The organism is Streptomyces sp. NPDC002701 (assembly GCF_042889045.1).
Taxonomy (GTDB): Bacteria; Actinomycetota; Actinomycetes; order Streptomycetales; family Streptomycetaceae; genus Streptomyces.
Window position 1 is genome coordinate 17,833 of sequence record NZ_JBIAQL010000017.1, and the last position, 17,194, is coordinate 35,026.

The window sequence follows — 17,194 nt, forward strand, 5'->3', positions numbered from 1 at the left end:
CTCAGAACCTCTCGGGGAACACAAGGGCGAGGACGAGATAGCCCAGCAGGGCGACGGCCACGATCAGGCCGACGACGTTTTCGGCGTTTTCGGCGGTCACAGCTTCGTCACCCCCTTGGCGACGAGCGCCACCAGCGCGAAGATCGCGACCGTGGTGACGACGAAGGCCAGATCGGCCATCGTGAGCTCCTGGATGAGGTGCGGGATGCGGCGCCCGGGCCCGACGGACTGCGTCGGGCCCCGGCCGGCCGCGTTGACCTCTTGAGGAAACAGCCGCCCGAGCCGCCCACGGCGTTCGTTGACGGCTCCCTGACGCCGCTCCGCACACTCTTGACGGCTCTCATACGCCAGTACGACGCGTGGTGGCTAGAGCGCCGGCCCGGGCCTCGTGGCGAGCACCATCCGGCAGCGCGGGCTGCCGTCGTCCCTGCGGCCGAACTCGGGCAGGGCGTGCAGTTCGACGGTGAAGCCCGCCTCCGCCAGTTCCCGCCGGACCGCACCGAGCCGGAAGTCCCGGTAGTACATGACGAACGGGGGACGCCACACCGCGTTCCGCACCTTCATCGCCGCGTCGAAGCCGAGCATCGCCCAGTAGCCGCGCGAGCCGGGGCGGGCGGGAGCCACGATCGGGAAGGCGAACCGCCCGCCGGGCCGGAGCACGGAGTGGACCTGCGCGAACAGTCCCGGCAGTTCGCGGGGCAGGAAGTGCCCGAACGCGCCGAAGCTGACCACCAGGTCGAAGACCGGGCCGAAGGGCAGGGCACGTGCGTCACCGCGCACCCAGCCGGCGGGCGGTCCGTCCGGACGCTCCCGGCGCCTCGCCACGTCGAGCATGCCCGTGCTGATGTCGATCCCGGTGACGCGCTCGCGGCACACCGACCGCAGCACCTCCATGCCCGCGCCGGTGCCGCAGCACAGGTCGAGCCCGCTGCCGAACGGGCCGATGCCCGTCAGGGCCCGCGCGACGGACCGGAGGAAGGGGTCCGGCGTACGGAACGGGGTGTGGTCGAACTTCGGTGCGAGCAGGTCGTAGCCGTGCTCGACGGACGACAGCGCCTGCACGGCGAGTTCGCGGAACGTGGGACCTTGCGGGGTGAACATCGCCGATCAGCATAGGGCCTTCCGCCCGGCCTCCGGCCACGGTGCGGCCTTCCGGACGCACCCCGGCACTGTCACCCTCGACAGTGAGGAATGACGAGTGCCGATGCCGGTCATGTGAACCCGTGGCCCGACGTCGGCACCCGTACGACGTCCGCACAGGGAAAGGCTGTACCTGCCCCATGACTTCCTTCCGTCCCGCACCCGCCTGGCTGGCCGGCGCCGTCTTCTACCAGATCTACCCGCAGTCGTTCGCGGACTCGAACGGCGACGGGATCGGTGACTTCGCCGGCATCGCCGAGCGGCTGGACCACCTGGCCTGGCTCGGGGTGAACACGGTGTGGCTGAACCCGTGCTTCGTCTCGCCGTTCGGGGACGCCGGCTACGACGTCGCGGACTATCTGAACGTGGCACCGCGCTACGGCTCGAACGACGACCTGGCGAAGCTCGTCGAGCAGGCGGGCCGCCGCGGCATCCGCGTACTCCTCGATCTGGTCGCGGGGCACACCTCCGACCAGCACCCGTGGTTCACGGCGTCGGCGAACGACCCCGGGGACCACCGCTACATCTGGGCGGCCGAGGGCCGGCCGGACGGCTTCGTGGCCTCGCCCGGCAGCCGGCCGGGTGCGTACCTGCCGAACTTCTTCGCCTTCCAGCCCGCCCTCAACTTCGGTTACGCGCGGCAGGATCCGGCCGAGCCGTGGCGTCAGCCGGTGGACGCGGAGGGTCCGCGCGCCAACCGTGCGGCGCTGCGCACGATCATGGACCACTGGCTGGGCCTCGGCCTGTCGGGCTTCCGCGTCGACATGGCCGCCTCGCTCGTCAAGGACGACCCGGACAAGGCGGAGACGAGCAGGATCTGGACGGAGCTGCGCCACTGGCTGGACCGTGCGCACCCGGAGGCGGTGCTGCTCTCGGAGTGGGGCGATCCGGAGGTCTCCGTCCCGGCGGGGTTCCACACGGACTTCTTCCTGCAGTTCGGCGGCCCCTCGGACGGTCTGGCGCTGCGCTCGCTGTGGAGCAACGGCTCCGGGACCGTCAACCTCGACTGGGATCCGCTCGACTGCTTCTTCGACCCGGGCGGCAAGGGGTCGCCGCGCCCCTTCGTCGAGGCGTGGGAGCAGGCGTCGACGGCTCTCGGCGACAGCGGCTTCATCTCCCTGCCCACCGCCAACCACGACTTCTCCCGACTCAACTGCGGGCCCCGCTCGGCGGAACAGCTCCCGGTCGCCTTCGTCTTCCAGCTCACCTGGCCCACCCTGCCCGCCATCTACTACGGCGACGAGATCGGCATGCGGTACATCCCGGACCTGCCCGACACGGAGGGCAGCGTGCTGGGCCCCCGTTACAACCGGGCCGGCTCCCGCACGCCGATGCAGTGGGACGACGGCCCGAACGCCGGCTTCTCGACGTCCGAGCACCCGTACCTGCCGGTCGATCCCGCCCCCGACCGTCCCACCGTCGCCGCCCAGCGCGCCGACGAGACGTCCCTCCTCCATCTCGTGCGCCGTCTCATCGCCCTGCGCACCTCGACCCCCGAACTGGGGCCGGACGGCTCGGTGGAGGTCGTGCACGCGGGCTACCCCTTCGTGCACGTACGCGGCGGGCGATACCTCGTCGTCGTCAACCCCCGCCAGGACCCCACGAGTTGTTCCACCGGTGACTTCCGGCCCGGCCGGGCCCTGGAGGTGTCCGGCGTCGCCGTCGACGGTGACAGGGTCACCGCCGAGGCGTTCGGCTACGGGATCTTCGAGCTGTCCCGATAGCCGACAGCCGGAGTCAGGCGGGCCGTCAGCTCCTCGATGCGTGGCCGCAGTTCCTCGACCCGCCGGGCGGTGAACGCCTTGCTGACCAGTGCGCGCAGCCGCCGGTGGTCGTCGCCGTCCGCGGTCGTCATGCCCCGTACGGTCGCGAAGGTCGCCAGCGGCCAGCCGGCGGCGATGCGGCCCTCCCGCAGCGCGGTGAAGTGCCGTGCGTCCTTGGCGACTTGCGGGTGGGCGAGGAACTCCTTCAGTGCGTCGTGGCCCAGCACCGCCATGCCGTCCACCTCGCCGGGCAGGACGACGGGCGCCACGGCGCCGCGGGCGAGGAGGCGTGCGTTGTCGGCGTGCGGGCAGCCGCCGGCCGGGTCCAGGCGGTGCGGCGCACCGGGCGCATCGGGCGCTGCGTCCGACGGTTCGGCGGCCGTGCTGTCCAACGCGATCTCCTGACTGCCGTGGACGGCCGTCGGAGGGCGTCACAGGAAAGGGGTGCCCGGGTCGACGCCCGAGAGTACGCGGCCGTAGATCTCCAGGTTGGTGGCGGGGTTGACGAAGGAGTGCAGGCACAGGGCCTGGATGTCGCGGACGATGCGCTGCATGGGGACGTCCCGCTGGAGGGAGGAGGCTCCGGAGGCCGCGGCGACCAGATCGACGGCCTCCTTGCACAGGCGGGCCGCGTACCCGCTCTCGGCGCGGATCCTGGCCCGTTCGAGCGGGGTGTACGTGCCGCCGTCGCGGGCCTTCGTCTCGATCTCGCCGACCAGCCGGGCCACCACCAGTTCGGCGGCGGAGACCCTCAACTGTGCCTCGGCGGCCTGGAGATGGGTGACCGTGGCCTCGTGCTGCCGCTGGTGGAAGGTGTACGTGATGCCGCGGCGGTGGATGCGTTCGCCGAACTCCGCCGTCGCCGCCCGCCCCGCGCCCAGCGCGGCCGACGCCGCCCACGCGCAGAACAGCAGCAGTACCGGCATGCGGTAGAAGGGGTCGTCCGCGTTGGTCTTCGACAGGGACTGTCCGTCGAGCATCGGCCCGACCGGCAGCACCCGGTGCGCGGGGACGGGAATGTCCCGCGCCACGACCGTGTTGCTGCCGGTACCGGCCAGACCTGTGACGTCCCAGTCGTCCAGGATCTCCAGTTCGGACATCGGCACCGCGACCCACACCGCCTCCGGCGGCCCTTGCCGGGGCCGCCCGCCGGCCGGGACGACCGCGGCGGTCAGCAGATGCCACTGCGCGTGGTGGCAGCCGGTCGCGAAGGCCGAGGGCCCGTCCACCCGGTAACCCCCGTCGTACGGCACCGCGGTGGCGCCGGGGACGAGGGTGCCGCCGATCCTGACGTCCGGGCCGCTCGGTCCGGTGAAGAAGTCGTCCTGTGCCTCGTCGGGGAAGAGGGACGCGATGTACGAGACCCCGGCGTGCCCCAGTGTCACCCACGCCGTGGAGGCGCACTCGGCGGCGATCTCGGCGAAGGCGTCGACCTGGGTGCGCAGTGGAGTCCGGTGACCCCCGTACCGGGCGGGGACGTTCATCCGGTACACGCCGGTGCCGGCCAGCGCGGCGACGACCTCGTCGGGCACCCGCCGTTCACGCTCGGCACGCAGCGCGTTCCGCCTGATCAGCGGCCGCAGTTCCCGTACGCGTTCGACGATCCCGCCCTCGGCCATGCCGACCACCGTGGCGCGGGGCGGCACCGCTGTCAACGCCGTCGACACCCCGGGAAACAACCGATCCCGCCGTCCCGGCGAGAAGTGGTGCTACAGTTGCCGCAGCACTTGTGTACGCCTGTTTCAGGCGCCGGTGCCGATGCAGTCCCTTTCAGCTGGTCCGCCCGTCGATTCCCGACCGGCGCGCAGCCTCTTCTCCGCACCACCTCTCTCCGTACGGCGTTTCGGCGTCACGCGGTCCGAGAGGTGACGCGTTCCGCCGTGCAGGGCGTGCAGACACCGCCCCTGCGCCGGCCTCTCCCGCTCCCCATGACGCATGCCGCACGACCCCCACGAACGTGAACCCGTCCGCGAAAGGACACCCCTCATGACCACCACACTCGAACGCCCGCCCACTCCCGTCACGCAGGAGTCGGCCACCGGCGTACTCGACATCACCTCGAACGGGCAGGGCCACCTGCGCGCCGAGAATCTGCTCCCCACCGCGGCCGACCCGCAGGTCTCCGCCGCGCTGATCCGCCGGTACGGCCTGCGCAAGGGCGATCTCGTCCATGGCGTACGCGGCCGGCAGCGCGCCCTCACCGAGATCCGGCACGTCGAAGGACGCCCCGCCGAGGAGGTGCGCGGCCGCCCGCACTTCCGTGACCTGACCCCGCTGCACCCGTCCGAGCGGCTGCGGCTCGAACACCCCGCGGGCGGTGTGACCACCCGCCTCGTCGACCTGGTCGCGCCGGTCGGCAAGGGGCAGCGCGGCCTGATCGTCGCCCCGCCCAGGACCGGCAAGACCGTGCTGCTCCAGCAGCTGGCCGCCGCGGTCGCCGGCAACCACCCCGAGACCCAGCTGATGGTGGTGCTCCTCGACGAGCGGCCGGAGGAGGTCACCGACATGCGCCGTTCGGTACGCGGTCAGGTGTTCGCCTCCACCTTCGACCAGGGTCCGAAACAGCACATCGCGCTCGCCGAACTGGCCGTGGAGCGCGCCAAGCGGCTCGTCGAGGCGGGCCAGGACGTCGTGATCCTCCTCGACTCGCTGACCCGGTTGTGCCGGGCCCACAACAACGCGGCGGCGGCGGGCGGGCGGACCCTCAGCGGTGGTGTCGACGCGGCGTCGCTGCAAGGGCCCAAGCGGCTCTTCGGCGCCGCGCGGCTCGCCGAGGAGGGCGGTTCGCTCACCATCCTCGCCACGGCCCTCGTGGAGACCGGGTCCCGCGCCGACGACTACTACTTCGAGGAGCTCAAGAGCACCGGCAACATGGAGCTCCGGCTGGACCGCACCCTCGCGTCCCGCCGTGTCTTCCCCGCCGTCGACATCACCCCGTCGGGCACCCGCCGCGAGGAACTCCTCGTCCCGGCACCGGAGTTGGCGGCCGTCCGGGGCCTGCGGCGCGCGCTGCACTCCCGGGGTGACGGCCAGGCGGGACTGGAGACCCTGCTGGAGCGGATGCGGCAGACCCCGGACAACGCGACGTTCCTGAGGCAGGTCCAGCAGACGGTACCGGGGGCGCTGTAGTCCCTCCGCCGCGGACTCCCGCGCCGGACCGGCGTGTCGGCGGACGTCTCACCGGGCGTCTCGGCGCACGTCTACGCCGGACGTCTCGGAGGGCACCTCGCCGGACGTGTCGGCGGGCGTGTCGGCGGACGGCCGCTGCGGCATCCGGGTGTTCGACGGCTCCGATCGGCCGGGGCAGCACGCCTCGCGACCTGCGCGTTCCTACGTTTGCGGTATGAATATCGGATTCTCTGTCCGCACGGCCGTCTCCTGCTCCGCCCTCTGTGTGGCCGGGGCGCTCGCCCTCCCGCCGGGACCGGCCGCGGCCCTCGGCGGGGCGGACACGACCTCCACCGGCTCCCGCGTCGGGACGGGCGGCGCGCACACCGCGCCGGCTCCACGCACCCCCGGCCCGCCCCCCTCGCCACTGGACCGTCCGGGGACACAGGTCCGGCCCCGGGCAGGGGCGCCCGCCCTGCCGCGGGACCTCTCCGCACGCTCGTGGCTGGTGGCCGACGCCGACACCGGTGCGGTGCTGGCGGCCCACCACGCGCACCTGCGGCTGCCGCCGGCCAGCACGTTGAAGACGCTCTTCGCGGTGACCGTCCTCCCGGCGCTGCCCGCGGCGGTCCGGCACACCGTCACCGAGGCGGAGCTGCGGGACATCGGCCCCGGCAGCAGCCTGGTCGGGGTCCGCGCGGGGCGGACCTACCGGGCGTCCGACCTGTGGCGGGGCGTCTTCCTGAACTCCGGCAACGACGCCGTCCGCGTCCTCGCCGGGATGAACGGCGGCTGGCACGCCACGGCCGCCCAGATGCAGGCCAAGGCGCAGGCGCTGGGCGCCCGTGACACCCGGGTCGTCTCACCCGACGGCTACGACTCGCCCGGCCAGGTGTCGTCCGCGTACGACCTGGCCGTGTTCGGGCGGGCGGGGCTCGGCATCACGGACTTCGTCCGCTACTGCGCCACCGTCCGCGCGAAGTTCCCCGCCGGCGACTGGGCGTACGACATCCAGAACACCAACCGGCTGCTGACCGGCGCCGACGGCGTCGCGCCCTATCCGGGGCTCATCGGCATCAAGAACGGTTACACCTCCCGGGCCGGCAACACCCTCGTCGTGGCCGCGCGCCGGGGCGGGCACACCCTCGTCGTCACGGTGATGGACCCTCAGGAGGGCGGCCGGTTCGCCGTGTACGAGGAGGCCCGCTCGCTGCTCGACTGGGGTTTCGCGGCCACCGGGCGGGTCGAGCCGGTCGGATCGCTCCTGCCGCGTCCGGTGTCCCGGCCCGCCCCGGGCCCGGAGGCGCCGGCGAAACCGGGTCCCGGCGCGTCGCTCGCTCCGCGGGCCGCCCCGGCGGTGCCCGGGACCGGACCCGACGACGCGTCCGACGGCTTCGGCGGCCCGCTGGTGACGGCGGGGACGATCGCGGGCGCCGCCGGACTGGGCGCGGGAGCCGTGGCACTGGCCCTGCGTCTCCACGGCAGGCGCTCCTCCCGCGGCTGACCGACGGGCAGACCGAACAGCAGGCCCAGGGTGATCCACACGTACGCGTTGCCACCGACGAAGCCGCCGATGCCCGACGCGTCGTCGAACCACAGCCACACGACGCTGCTGCACAACAGGACGTACATCCCGCCGGCGAGCCACAGCAGCCGTCTGTGCCGCAGGCCCGCCTCCGCCAGGATCGCGAGCGAGGGCAGCAGCCAGACGAGGTGGTGCACCCAGGTGATGGGGCTGACGAGGCAGGCGACGAGCCCGGTGAGGGCGAACGCCCCGAGGACGTCATCCGCGGCGAGAGCCCGGCGCGCGCGCCACACCCACACCCCGAGCACGGCCAGCGCCAGCAGCGCCCAGACGGCGCGGTCCGGCTCGGCGGGCTCGGCCAGCCGGGCCAGTACGCCCTGCAGCGACTGGTTGGAGACATAGGCGAGCCGGCCGATGCGTGAGGTGTCCCAGACCGCCTCCGTCCAGTAGAAGCGGGAGGCGTCCGGCGCGGCGACGGCCGCGAACGCGGTGGCGGCCACCGCGACCCCCGTCGCCGTGGCCGCGGCCCGCGGGCGCCTGGCGAGCAGCAGCAGGACGATGAAGATCGCGGGTGTGAGTTTGACCGCCGCGGCGAGGCCGATCCCGACACCGGCCCAGCGGCTGCGTCCGGCCGTCAACCGGGCGTCACCGAGGACGAGGGCCAGCAGCAGGAGGTTGACCTGCCCGAAGCTGAAGGTGTCGCGGACCGGTTCGAGGAGGGCGAGCAGACAGGCACTGACGGCGATGCCGAAGACGCCGTACCGGCGCAGCCGGTGGCCGGCCAGGACGTACAGGACGAAGGCCGTCGCGGCGAGGTTGAGCAGCAGACCGACGGCGATCGCGGCGGGCAGCCCGAGCAGGGCCATCGGCAGCATGCAGACCGCCGCGAACGGCGGGTACGTGAAGCCGTACGCCGTCCCCGGCACCCGGTAGTCGTAGAGGCGGCCGCCGTGGTGGATCCAGGAGTCGACGGCTCCGTGGTAGACACGCAGGTCGAACCAGTCCCGCAGCAGGGGGACGGTCGCGGTGAAGAGGGTCACGGCGGTGGCCAGGACGAGGACGGCCGCCAGGCGCCCGCGTCCGGTGCGGGGAAGTTTCATGCCGCCCGCCCCAGGACGGGCGCGTTCGACGTCTGCCGCGCCTGCCACAGGACGACCAGCGCGAGCGTTCCGCCCGACACCGCCAGGGCCAGCTGCTCGCCGTCGGCCGGTCCGCCGCTGGGCAGGACGGCGAGGGCGAGGGCCCCGGTCACGGCGGCCACCCGGTGGCGTACGGAGGCGCTGGGCGCGGCGGCGGCGATGAGGAACAGGCCCCACAGCGCGTACCAGGGCCGGATGGCCGGGCCGAGTACGGCGACCGTCGCCAGGCTGAGGCCCAGCGCGTAGACGGGGCTGACGCGGGGGCGGCGCAGCCAGATGAAGGCGATGACGACGACGGTGAGCACGAGGCCGAGGGCGTGCCAGGCGGGCAGCGCGAACGGGGCGAGGTCGCTGCCCAGGCCCCGCAGGACGGTGCCGGTGGCCCGGCCGAGCAGACTGGTGGGCGACCAGTTGTGCGGGGACACGGGTGTCTTCAGTGCGCCGATCCAGCCGTAGCCCGTGCCGGCCGCGGCGGTCGCGGCGACCGTGGTGGCGAGCGCGGCGGCCGTGGTCGTGACGGTGGCCCGCACCGGGCCCCGTCCGGCCCGTACCTGGAGCACCACCACGGCCGCGAGGCCGAGTACGGCCGGGGCCTTGACCAGTGCCGCCAGGGTGACGAGGACGGCGCCCAGGACGGGCCACCGGCCGAGCGCCGCCACCAGTCCGGCGCCGAGCAGGCCGAGCATGATGGCGTCGTTGTGCGCGCCGGCCACCAGGTGCAGCAGCACGAGCGGGTTGAGCGCGCCCAGCCACAGCGCGGCGGCGGGGTCGGCACCGCTGTGCCGGGCGAGCCTCGGCAGGGCGGCGGCCATCAGCGCCACACCGAGCAGGGCGACGACCCGCATCCCGACCAGCCCGGCCGGCACCTCGCCGCGCGTCAGCCCGGACAGCGCGGAGGCGACGGCCAGGAAGACGGGCCCGTACGGGGTCGCGGTACGCCGCCACACCGGCGCCACCTCGTCCGCGAGCGGTCCGCCGAGCATCGCGGGTCCGTGTGTGTAGACGTCCATGTGCGCGTCGACCATCGCGCCCTGGGCCAGGTAGCTGTAGACGTCCCGGCTGAACAGGGGCGGAGCGAGCAGCAGGGGGAGCGCCCACACGGCGAGCACGACCAGCAGGGCCCGGGGGCTCGGCGGTTCGGGTCCTCGGACCACCCGCCCCAGCAGGGCCCAGGCGGCGATGAGCAGCACGACCCCGAAGTACACGCCGACCAGGCCGAGCGCCGCCCGTCCGGACGCGAGCGACGGCAGCTCCCGTACGGGCAGGGCGCCGGCCGTTTCACCTCCCGCCGCGAGGACGACCGAGCCCGTGAGCCCGAGCAGCTGACATCGACGCAGATCGACGGAGAAACCCTTGGCCAACACTCGGTCAGGGTGTCAACGCGGGGTGGCCGGAAAGCGACGCGCCCGCCTCTGCTTCCGAAACACCGACAGACCCACGAGCGTCGAGAACCGCTCCCGCCGAGGCTTAGCGCGCAGTTCCCCGCGCCCCTAGGGGTGAGTCAGGGCTCAGCAACGTCGATACCTGCGGCTCCGGTGGGGGCTGAGCGCGCAGTTCCCCGCGCCCCTTGGGGTGAGTGGGAGCTCAGCAATGTCGATGCTGCGGGCCAGTCGGGGCTTAGCGCGCCGTTCCTCGCGCCCCTGGGTGGGGGTGCCGTGTCGGTCGGGTCGGGGGACGGCTTGCCCAGGGGCGCGGGGAACTGCGCGATCAGCCACCACCGACCCGCACATCACCACGCACCCACACGCCCACGCACCCGCACACCCTCATCCCCTCCCACCCGAGGGCGCGGGTGGGAGGGGGTCCAGGGGGCGCGTCGGACGGATGTGGCCGACCACCGCGCCACCCCCCAGCACCGGCCCCCCGCCGAACTCCCCCAGCACCCCGGCATCAACCCCCGCACGCGCCAGCGCCGCCGCGGCGACCGGCACTCGCGCCCGGTCCGCCCCGTCCGCTATCTTCACCGCGACCGCCCGCCCGTCCGGCAGCGCAGCGACCTGCACACCCTCGAAACCGTCCTTCGCCAGCAGCCCCGGCACGGCCCGCATCAGCGCGGCGACGTCCCGCCCGGAGCCGGACGCCATCTCGGCGTGCTCGCGCATCGCGTCGGCGACCCGCGCCTCGGGCGTACCGGCCGGTGCGGTCGTGATCCGCGCGACGGCACGCGCCAGCCCGTGCAGCGAGACGGCGAACAGCGGAGCCCCGCACCCGTCGACCGTGACCCGCGCGATGCCCTGCCCGGTCAGGTCCTCGACGATCTCCGCGATCGCCTGCTGGAGGGGATGCTCGGGGTTCAGGTAGTCGTCGAGCGACCACCCGTTCAGCCGCGCGGTGTAGAGCATCGCGGCATGCTTGCCCGAGCAGTTCTGGGCGAGCCGCGACGGCAGCCGCCCGGCACGGATCCAGTTCTCCCGGACGACGGGGTGGAAGGGCAGGTCCGGGACGTTGCGCAGATCGTCCTCGGTGAGTCCGGCGAGCTCCAGGATCCGCCGCGTACCGGCGAGGTGGCGTTCCTCGCCGGAGTGACTGGCCGCGGCCAGGGACAGCAGGTCGCCGTCGAGCGGCAGCCCGGCCCGCAGCATGGCCACCGCCTGCACCGGCTTGAGCGCCGAACGCGGGTAGAAGGCCGCCTCGATGTCACCCAGTTGCAGTTCCACGCTCCCGTCGGCGGCCAGCACGACCACGGAGCCGTGGTGGACGCCCTCGACGACACCCCCGCGGACGAGGTGGGCCACCGGTGCGTGCAGCGGTTCGCGGACGGAGGGCGCCGCGGCGAGCGAGTTCCCGCACCCGGCGAGGGCGTCGACGCTGAGGGGACTCATGCGTCCACCCCGCCCCGGCGCACGTACGAGAGGCCGGCGCCGACGCCCCTGCCGTCCCGCCCGCTCTCTCCCGCCCGTCCTCTTCGTTCTGCCCGCACGGTCCGTCCTTCGAGGTACTGCTCGCTCACGCCTGTGTTTCGCCTTCTGTGGAGGTGCCCGCGGAACGGATGCGCTCGGAGCGCACGATCGCGGAAAGGGTCGTCCCGACGCGGTCGAGGTGGTGCGCCATGGCCTCGGTCGCGTCGGCCGCGCTGCCGTCGACGAGGGCCTCGACGATGGCGCGGTGTTCGCCGTCGGACTGCTCGCGACGGCCGCCGAGTCCGTTGAGGAACGCCGACTGCCGGGCCAGCGCGTCCCGGATCTCCTCGATCACCCGGCGGAAGACCGGGTTCTGCGCGGCCTGCGCCACGGCGAGGTGGAACAGCGTGTCCATGGCCGCCCACGCGGCGGTGTCCCGTTCGCGTTCCATCCGTTCCAGGAGGCCGACCAGGCGGTCGAGGTCCTCGGGGGTACGGCGCTCGGCGGCGTAGCCGGCCACCGGGATCTCGACGTGCCGCCGGACCTCCATCAGGTCACTGGCCGTGTAGTCGCCGAAGGTGGGGTCCTCGACGGGTCCGGTCGACACGACGAACGTGCCCTTGCCGGTCCGGGACACGGTCAGCCCCATGGTCTGCAGGGCGCGCAGGGCCTCCCGCAGCACGGGCCGGCTGACTTCGAGACGCCGGCACAGCTCCGCCTCGGAGGGCAGCTTGTCCCCCACGGCGTACTCGCCGCGCTCGATGGCACCACGCAGATGCCCGAGCACGGCTTCCATGGCGCTGACGCGCCGCGGCACCGAGCCAGCTGTCTGGCTGTCTGACAGGTTCACAGAAGTGATCCTGCGGGGCACGACCGGGCGCTGTCAAGGCCGGCCGCCGCCGTCCCACCGGCTCGACCGCCGTCGGGCGCACCGGCGCGACCGCCGTCAGCCCACCGGTGTGACCTCCGTGCCTACCCCCAGACCGCCTCGGCCACCGCCACCCCCGCGAAGGCCGCCCCCAGCCCCACGGCCACGCTCGCGGTCGCGTTCACGACGGCTCGGATGCGGGCGCCGTCCTCGGCGAGGCGCAGGGTCTCGTACGAGAACGTCGAGTACGTGGTGAGCGCCCCGCACAGGCCCGTGCCCAGCAGCAGTTGGAGGTGCGAGGAGGCCGCTCCCGCCGTGGCCGCGCCGGTCAGCGCGCCCAGGACCAGGCAGCCGGTGATGTTGACGGCCAAGGTGCCCCAGGGGAAGGCCGTGCCGTACCGGGACTGCACGGCACGGTCGGTCAGGTAACGCAGGGGCGCGCCGACCATGGCGCCGACGATCACCAGTACCCAGTTCACGACGGGCCCTCCCCCTCGTGCCCGTCGGCCGCGGCGTGCGTCCTGCGGCGCCGGCCCGCGAGGACGCGCGTGAGCGTCACGGCCAGCCACACCGCCGCGAGTGCCGCCAGGAGGGTGGCCGCGAGGTAGGCGAGGGCGGTACGGGGGCGGCCGTCGGCGATGAGCTCCCGCAGGTCGACGGCGTACGTCGAGAAGGTGGTGAAGCCGCCGAGCACCCCGGTGCCGAAGAAGGGGCGGACGAGTGGGTGCGCCGCCCACACGTCGGTGACCACGACCATGAAGACGCCGATCACGAAGCAGCCGGCGACGTTGACCCAGAAGGTGGTCCAGGGGAAGCCGCCCGTCTGCGTGGGCCAGAGCAGCGCGGCCCCGTAGCGCGCGGACGCACCGGCCGCGCCGCCGGCCGCGACCACCGCCACGGCCGGCCCCTGCCCCCGCCACACCGGGGTCCGAGGACCGGACGCGGGAGGCCCGGCGGGGCCGTCCGCCGGCTCGGAGCGAGGGCTGGTCATGTGCGTGTCTCCTGGTCGCGGCGTCGCGGCGGGAGATCAGGCTAGCCCCCCGGCGGTCAGGACGTGCCCGACGCCTCCTGCTCGACGGCGTCGAAGCGGGCCGCCATCGCCGCCTGGAGCGCCTGCGCCGCCGACAGCGGGCGGACCATCACCGTCAGGTCGTCGATCCGGCCGCTCTCGTCGAAGTGCAGCAGGTCGCAGCCCTGGAGGGCACGGTCCCCCACGCGGGCCTCGAAGACGAGGGCGAGGTCGCGGCCGTCGGGGTCCGCGATCTCCCGGACGTAGCGGAAGTCCTCGAGCACCTGCATGACGGCGCCCAGGATCGCGGAGGTGATCGGCTTGCCGGTGTACGGCTTGAAGACCACCGGGCTGGTGAACACGACGTCCTCGGCGAGCAGGTCGACGACGGCCGCGTGGTCGCCGTCCTCGACCGCCTTGCGGAAGGGGTGCATCATCCACCTCATACTCAATATGTTGAATAGGTGTCTCGGACAGTACTCTTGGGGTGCGTCACCGCGCAACGGGCTTCGCGGCACCGGTTCACGGGGTACGGATGCGGCCGGACGAGGTAGGAAGGAACCACCGACCCGGAGGTGCTGTCGTGTACTACCCGCTGACCGTCCGTGACTTCCTCGACCGTGCGGCCCACGTCTATCCGGACCGCGTCGCCGTCGTCGACGAACCGGAACAGCCGGGGCCGAGCCTCGGCGAGCTCACCTACCGGGAGCTGGCGGCACTCGCCCGCGCACAGGCCGCCAAGCTGGACGAGCTGGACGTCCCGGTGAGCGGCCGGGTGGCGGTCGTCTCGCAGAACTCGGCACGCCTGCTGACCTCGTTCTTCGGCGTCTCCGGCTGGGGACGCGTCCTGGTACCGGTGAACTTCCGGCTCACCCGGTCCGAGATCGACTACATCGTGCGGCACTCCGGCGCCTCGGTCGTCTACGCGGACCCCTCGTGCGCGGACGTGCTCGACTCGCTCGACGTCAAGCACAAGTTCGTCCTCGGCGACGACGAGGACCTGTTCCTGCGCGGCACCGAGCCGCGGGAGTGGGCGGATCCGGACGAGGGCGCGACGGCCAGCGTCAACTACACGTCCGGCACGACCGCCCGGCCCAAGGGGGTTCAGCTCACGCACCGCAACCTGTGGCTGAACTCGGCCGTGTTCGGGCTGCACACCACGATCAGCGACCGGGACGTCTATCTGCACACGCTCCCGATGTTCCACGCCAACGGCTGGGGCATGCCGTACGGCGTCACGGGGGTCGGCGGCCGGCACATCGTGCTCCGCCAGATCGACGGGACGGAGATCCTGCGCCGCGTCGAACGGCACGGCGTCACCCTGATGTGCGCGGCGCCCGCCGTGCTGAACGCCGTGCTCGACGCCGCCGCCGACTGGGAGGGCGGGATCCCCGGCCGCGACCGGGTCCGTATCGTCTGCGCGGGCGCACCGCCCCCGACCCGCACGATCGAACGGGTGATGGAGACGCTGGGCTGGGAGTTCATCCAGATCTACGGGCTCACCGAGACCTCGCCGCTCGTCACCGTCAACCGCGGCCGCGCCGAGTGGGACGACCTGGCCCCCGCCGAGCGCGCCCGCAGGCTCGGGCGGGCGGGGGTGCCCGCTCTGGGCGTACGTGTCGACGTCGACGTGGACGGGGAGGTGCTGACCGCGTCGAACCACAACCTCGACGGCTACTGGGAGCAGCCCGAGGAGACGGCGAAGGCCCAGGCGGGCGGCTGGTTCCACACCGGGGACGGCGGATACCTCGACGACGAGGGCTACCTGGTGATCTCCGACCGCAAGAAGGACGTCATCATCTCCGGCGGCGAGAACGTCTCGTCGATCGAGGTGGAGGACGTGCTCACCTCGCATCCGGCGGTGCGCGAGGTGGCGGTGATCGGCATCCCGGACGCCAAGTGGGGCGAACTGGTGACCGCGCTCGTGGTGACGGACGGATCCGGTGTCACGGCCCAGGAGCTGATCGCGCACTGCCGTACGCGGCTCGCCGGGTTCAAGACGCCCAAGCGGGTCGACTTCGTCGAGTCGCTGCCGCGTACGGCGACCGGGAAGCTCCAGAAGTTCAAGCTGCGCGAGCCGTTCTGGCACGGCGAGTGACGGAGGGTGCGCGGGTGTGACGGAGGCGGACTCTCCTCCGTCACACCCGCGTGCGCCCTCAGGCCGTCAGCGGTGGCTGAACCACGCCATCGCCGGCAGCGGCCTGTCGTCGTAGCCGAACAGGGCCTGGTTCTCCCAGCCGTTGCCGGACGAGGGGTCCGCCGGATCCCAGCCGTTGCCGGTCACCGCGGTCCAGGTGGACTCCCAGTAGAAGATGCCGAGACCGCGGCCGTTCGGAACGGCCTCCACGATGCTCGCCACGTCCTTCATCCACCGGGTCTGACCCGCCGTCGAGGCGGCGTAGCCGGGGACGAGTTCACTCGCGAGGTCGATGATGTTCTCGTGCGAGTCCTTGCTGTCCAGCCGGAAGGGGTAGGCCGTCTCGGCGAGGTACACCGGCCGGCCGTAGCGGGACGCCGCATCGTCCAGGGTGGTCTGGAAGTCGGCGAGCGTGCCGTGCCAGTAGCCGTAGTAGGACAGCCCGATGACGTCGAACCGCACGCCGTTCGCGACCGCGTTGTCGAACCACCAGCGGGTGCCCGCCAGGTCACCGCCCTTGGCGAGGTGCAGCGCCACCGTCGTGCCCGGGTGGACCGCCTTGACCGCGTCGTGGCCGGAGTTGAGCAGTCCGGCGAGCTGCGACCAGTTCGAGGTGGGGCCCTCGTTCCAGAGCATGCCGCCGTTGATCTCGTTGCCGACCTGCACCATGTCGGCGGTGGTGCCCTGCGCCTTCAGGGCGTTCAGGACGTCGTACGTGTGGTCGTAGACGTCGCTCCGCAGCCGGCTGTAGGAGTGCCCGGCCCAGGCGGCGGGCTTGGACTGGGCGCCGGGGTCGGCCCAGGTGTCCGAGTAGTGGAAGTCGACGAGGAGCTTCATGCCCTGCGCCTTGACGCGCTTGGCGGTCGCCAGGACGCGCGCCTTGTCGTTGTAGCCGTCGGCGGGGTTCACCCACACCTTGAGGCGGGCGTAGTTCTGTCCCGCGGACCTGAGGATGGCGAGGGCGTCACCGGTCGTGCCCGAGCCGGTCCGGTAGACGCCGCCCTTCGCCTCGCTCTTGGCCAGTGAGGACACGTCGGATCCCTTGACGGGCAGACCTGTCGTCCCGGGCGCGAACGTCAGGTCGTCCACGTTGATCCAGTTGCCCGCCTTCGCGTCGGAGCTGACGCCGATCGTGCACTGGTTGTTCGTCACGGCGACGGAGGCGACGATCCGGAGCCAGCCGCTGGACGAGACCGGGATGTCGGTGCGCTGCTCCGGGCTCCCGCAGTTCTTCAGCGCGAGGTACGCGGAGTTCTGGCCGCCGCCCGAGCGGACCCAGGCGGTGAGCTTGTAGGTGCCGTTGGTGAGACCGGAGAGGTACTGGTACGTCTCCACCTTGTACGCGGAGGCCGAGTAGTGCGTGAGCCGGTGGCTTCCACCGTGGCCGCCCGGCTCGGTGAACGAGGCCGCGCTCTGGCCCGCCGCCGAGTAGGTCGACCAGCCGGCCGGGGTCGCCGTGCCGGTGCCGTCGGCTTCGAAGCCGGGGTTGGTGAGGGTGGTGGCCGCGGTCGCGCTCTGCGCGGGCAGCAGGGTGAGGGCGAGGGCGGCTGCCAGCGGCAGGAGCAGGGCCTTGAGCGTGCGTCTGGGATGGAACATCGTCGTCCGTGGTCCCTTCGACGTGGTGTGGGTGTGCCCCGGGTCGTGACGGGGTCTTCCTCGCCCCCG

General features: G+C 72.9%; 14 protein-coding genes and 2 pseudogenes. 4 read left to right on the forward strand and 12 right to left on the reverse strand.

Going from position 1 to position 17,194, the window contains the following annotated elements; all coding sequences use genetic code 11:
• Window position 1: 1 nt before the first annotated feature.
• Window positions 2–100 carry a K(+)-transporting ATPase subunit F gene (gene kdpF, locus ACFYXC_RS31695; RefSeq protein ID WP_388910352.1) on the reverse strand — a complete coding sequence of 33 codons (99 nt, stop codon included), beginning with the start codon at window positions 98–100 and terminating at the stop codon, window positions 2–4.
• Window positions 101–366: 266 nt separating this feature from the next.
• A complete protein-coding gene (locus ACFYXC_RS31700) occupies window positions 367–1,101 on the reverse strand; it encodes a class I SAM-dependent methyltransferase (protein WP_389555477.1) in 735 nt (244 codons plus the stop codon).
• 179 nt (window positions 1,102–1,280) lie between these two features.
• Here ACFYXC_RS31700 and ACFYXC_RS31705 point away from each other — a divergent pair, with 179 nt between their 5' ends.
• A complete protein-coding gene (locus ACFYXC_RS31705) occupies window positions 1,281–2,864 on the forward strand; it encodes an alpha-amylase family glycosyl hydrolase (protein WP_389555479.1) in 1,584 nt (527 codons plus the stop codon).
• A gap of 14 nt (window positions 2,865–2,878) precedes the next feature.
• On the opposite strand, the pseudogene ACFYXC_RS31710 reads toward ACFYXC_RS31705, so the two are convergent.
• Window positions 2,879–3,295: pseudogene (locus ACFYXC_RS31710) on the reverse strand (cytochrome P450); the annotation flags it as partial.
• A 39-nt stretch (window positions 3,296–3,334) separates the two neighbouring features.
• On the reverse strand, window positions 3,335–4,549 hold the full coding sequence (locus ACFYXC_RS31715; protein ID WP_389555647.1) for an acyl-CoA dehydrogenase family protein: 1,215 nt from the start codon (window positions 4,547–4,549) through the stop codon (window positions 3,335–3,337).
• Between the two features lie 340 nt (window positions 4,550–4,889).
• Here ACFYXC_RS31715 and rho point away from each other — a divergent pair, with 340 nt between their 5' ends.
• On the forward strand, window positions 4,890–6,032 hold the full coding sequence (rho, locus tag ACFYXC_RS31720; RefSeq protein WP_389555481.1) for a transcription termination factor Rho: 1,143 nt from the start codon (window positions 4,890–4,892) through the stop codon (window positions 6,030–6,032).
• 214 nt (window positions 6,033–6,246) lie between these two features.
• Window positions 6,247–7,167: pseudogene (locus tag ACFYXC_RS31725) on the forward strand (D-alanyl-D-alanine carboxypeptidase family protein); the annotation flags it as partial.
• Between the two features lie 11 nt (window positions 7,168–7,178).
• Here ACFYXC_RS31725 and ACFYXC_RS31730 read toward each other — a convergent pair.
• From ACFYXC_RS31730 to ACFYXC_RS31760, 7 genes are all read right to left on the reverse strand, one after another.
• Entirely contained in the window at window positions 7,179–8,636 is a 1,458-nt protein-coding gene (locus ACFYXC_RS31730; protein ID WP_389555483.1) for a glycosyltransferase 87 family protein, read from the reverse strand.
• Window positions 8,633–10,039, reverse strand: a complete 1,407-nt coding sequence (gene mptB / locus ACFYXC_RS31735) for a polyprenol phosphomannose-dependent alpha 1,6 mannosyltransferase MptB (RefSeq protein ID WP_389555485.1) — start codon at window positions 10,037–10,039, stop codon at window positions 8,633–8,635. The genes ACFYXC_RS31730 and mptB overlap by 4 nt, the downstream gene beginning before the upstream one ends.
• Window positions 10,040–10,441: 402 nt before the next feature.
• Window positions 10,442–11,497 carry an asparaginase gene (locus tag ACFYXC_RS31740; protein WP_389555486.1) on the reverse strand — a complete coding sequence of 352 codons (1,056 nt, stop codon included), beginning with the start codon at window positions 11,495–11,497 and terminating at the stop codon, window positions 10,442–10,444.
• Window positions 11,498–11,621: 124 nt separating this feature from the next.
• Window positions 11,622–12,365, reverse strand: coding sequence for a FadR/GntR family transcriptional regulator (locus ACFYXC_RS31745; protein WP_388910325.1), 744 nt, complete (start codon window positions 12,363–12,365; stop codon window positions 11,622–11,624).
• 122 nt (window positions 12,366–12,487) lie between these two features.
• Window positions 12,488–12,862 carry a fluoride efflux transporter CrcB gene (crcB, locus tag ACFYXC_RS31750; protein WP_389555488.1) on the reverse strand — a complete coding sequence of 125 codons (375 nt, stop codon included), beginning with the start codon at window positions 12,860–12,862 and terminating at the stop codon, window positions 12,488–12,490.
• Window positions 12,859–13,374, reverse strand: coding sequence for a fluoride efflux transporter CrcB (crcB, locus tag ACFYXC_RS31755; RefSeq protein ID WP_389555490.1), 516 nt, complete (start codon window positions 13,372–13,374; stop codon window positions 12,859–12,861). Before crcB (ACFYXC_RS31755) ends, crcB (ACFYXC_RS31750) begins: the two co-directional genes overlap by 4 nt.
• Before the next feature lie 56 nt (window positions 13,375–13,430).
• Window positions 13,431–13,826 (reverse strand): nuclear transport factor 2 family protein, encoded by a 396-nt coding sequence (locus ACFYXC_RS31760; protein WP_388910799.1) that lies wholly within the window; start codon window positions 13,824–13,826, stop codon window positions 13,431–13,433.
• Window positions 13,827–13,975: 149 nt separating this feature from the next.
• Between ACFYXC_RS31760 and ACFYXC_RS31765 the strand changes: the two genes are divergently transcribed.
• A complete protein-coding gene (locus tag ACFYXC_RS31765; RefSeq protein ID WP_389555491.1) occupies window positions 13,976–15,490 on the forward strand; it encodes an AMP-binding protein in 1,515 nt (504 codons plus the stop codon).
• Window positions 15,491–15,556: 66 nt separating this feature from the next.
• On the opposite strand, the gene ACFYXC_RS31770 is transcribed toward ACFYXC_RS31765, so the two are convergent.
• Complete coding sequence (locus tag ACFYXC_RS31770) at window positions 15,557–17,125, reverse strand: arabinogalactan endo-beta-1,4-galactanase (protein ID WP_389555493.1); 1,569 nt, start codon at window positions 17,123–17,125, stop codon at window positions 15,557–15,559.
• Between the last annotated feature and the right edge of the window lie 69 nt (window positions 17,126–17,194).

Bases quoted from the DNA above. Each gene is read 5' to 3' on its own strand.
- ACFYXC_RS31705 (WP_389555479.1), top strand. From the start codon at position 1,281: ATGACTTCCTTCCGTCCCGCACCCGCCTGGCTGGCCGGCGCCGTCTTC.
- ACFYXC_RS31700 (WP_389555477.1), bottom strand. From the start codon at position 1,101: ATGTTCACCCCGCAAGGTCCCACGTTCCGCGAACTCGCCGTGCAGGCG.
- ACFYXC_RS31770 (WP_389555493.1), bottom strand. From the start codon at position 17,125: ATGTTCCATCCCAGACGCACGCTCAAGGCCCTGCTCCTGCCGCTGGCA.
- ACFYXC_RS31760 (WP_388910799.1), bottom strand. From the start codon at position 13,826: ATGCACCCCTTCCGCAAGGCGGTCGAGGACGGCGACCACGCGGCCGTC.
- crcB (WP_389555490.1), bottom strand. From the start codon at position 13,374: ATGACCAGCCCTCGCTCCGAGCCGGCGGACGGCCCCGCCGGGCCTCCC.
- ACFYXC_RS31730 (WP_389555483.1), bottom strand. From the start codon at position 8,636: ATGAAACTTCCCCGCACCGGACGCGGGCGCCTGGCGGCCGTCCTCGTC.
- rho (WP_389555481.1), top strand. From the start codon at position 4,890: ATGACCACCACACTCGAACGCCCGCCCACTCCCGTCACGCAGGAGTCG.
- ACFYXC_RS31740 (WP_389555486.1), bottom strand. From the start codon at position 11,497: ATGAGTCCCCTCAGCGTCGACGCCCTCGCCGGGTGCGGGAACTCGCTC.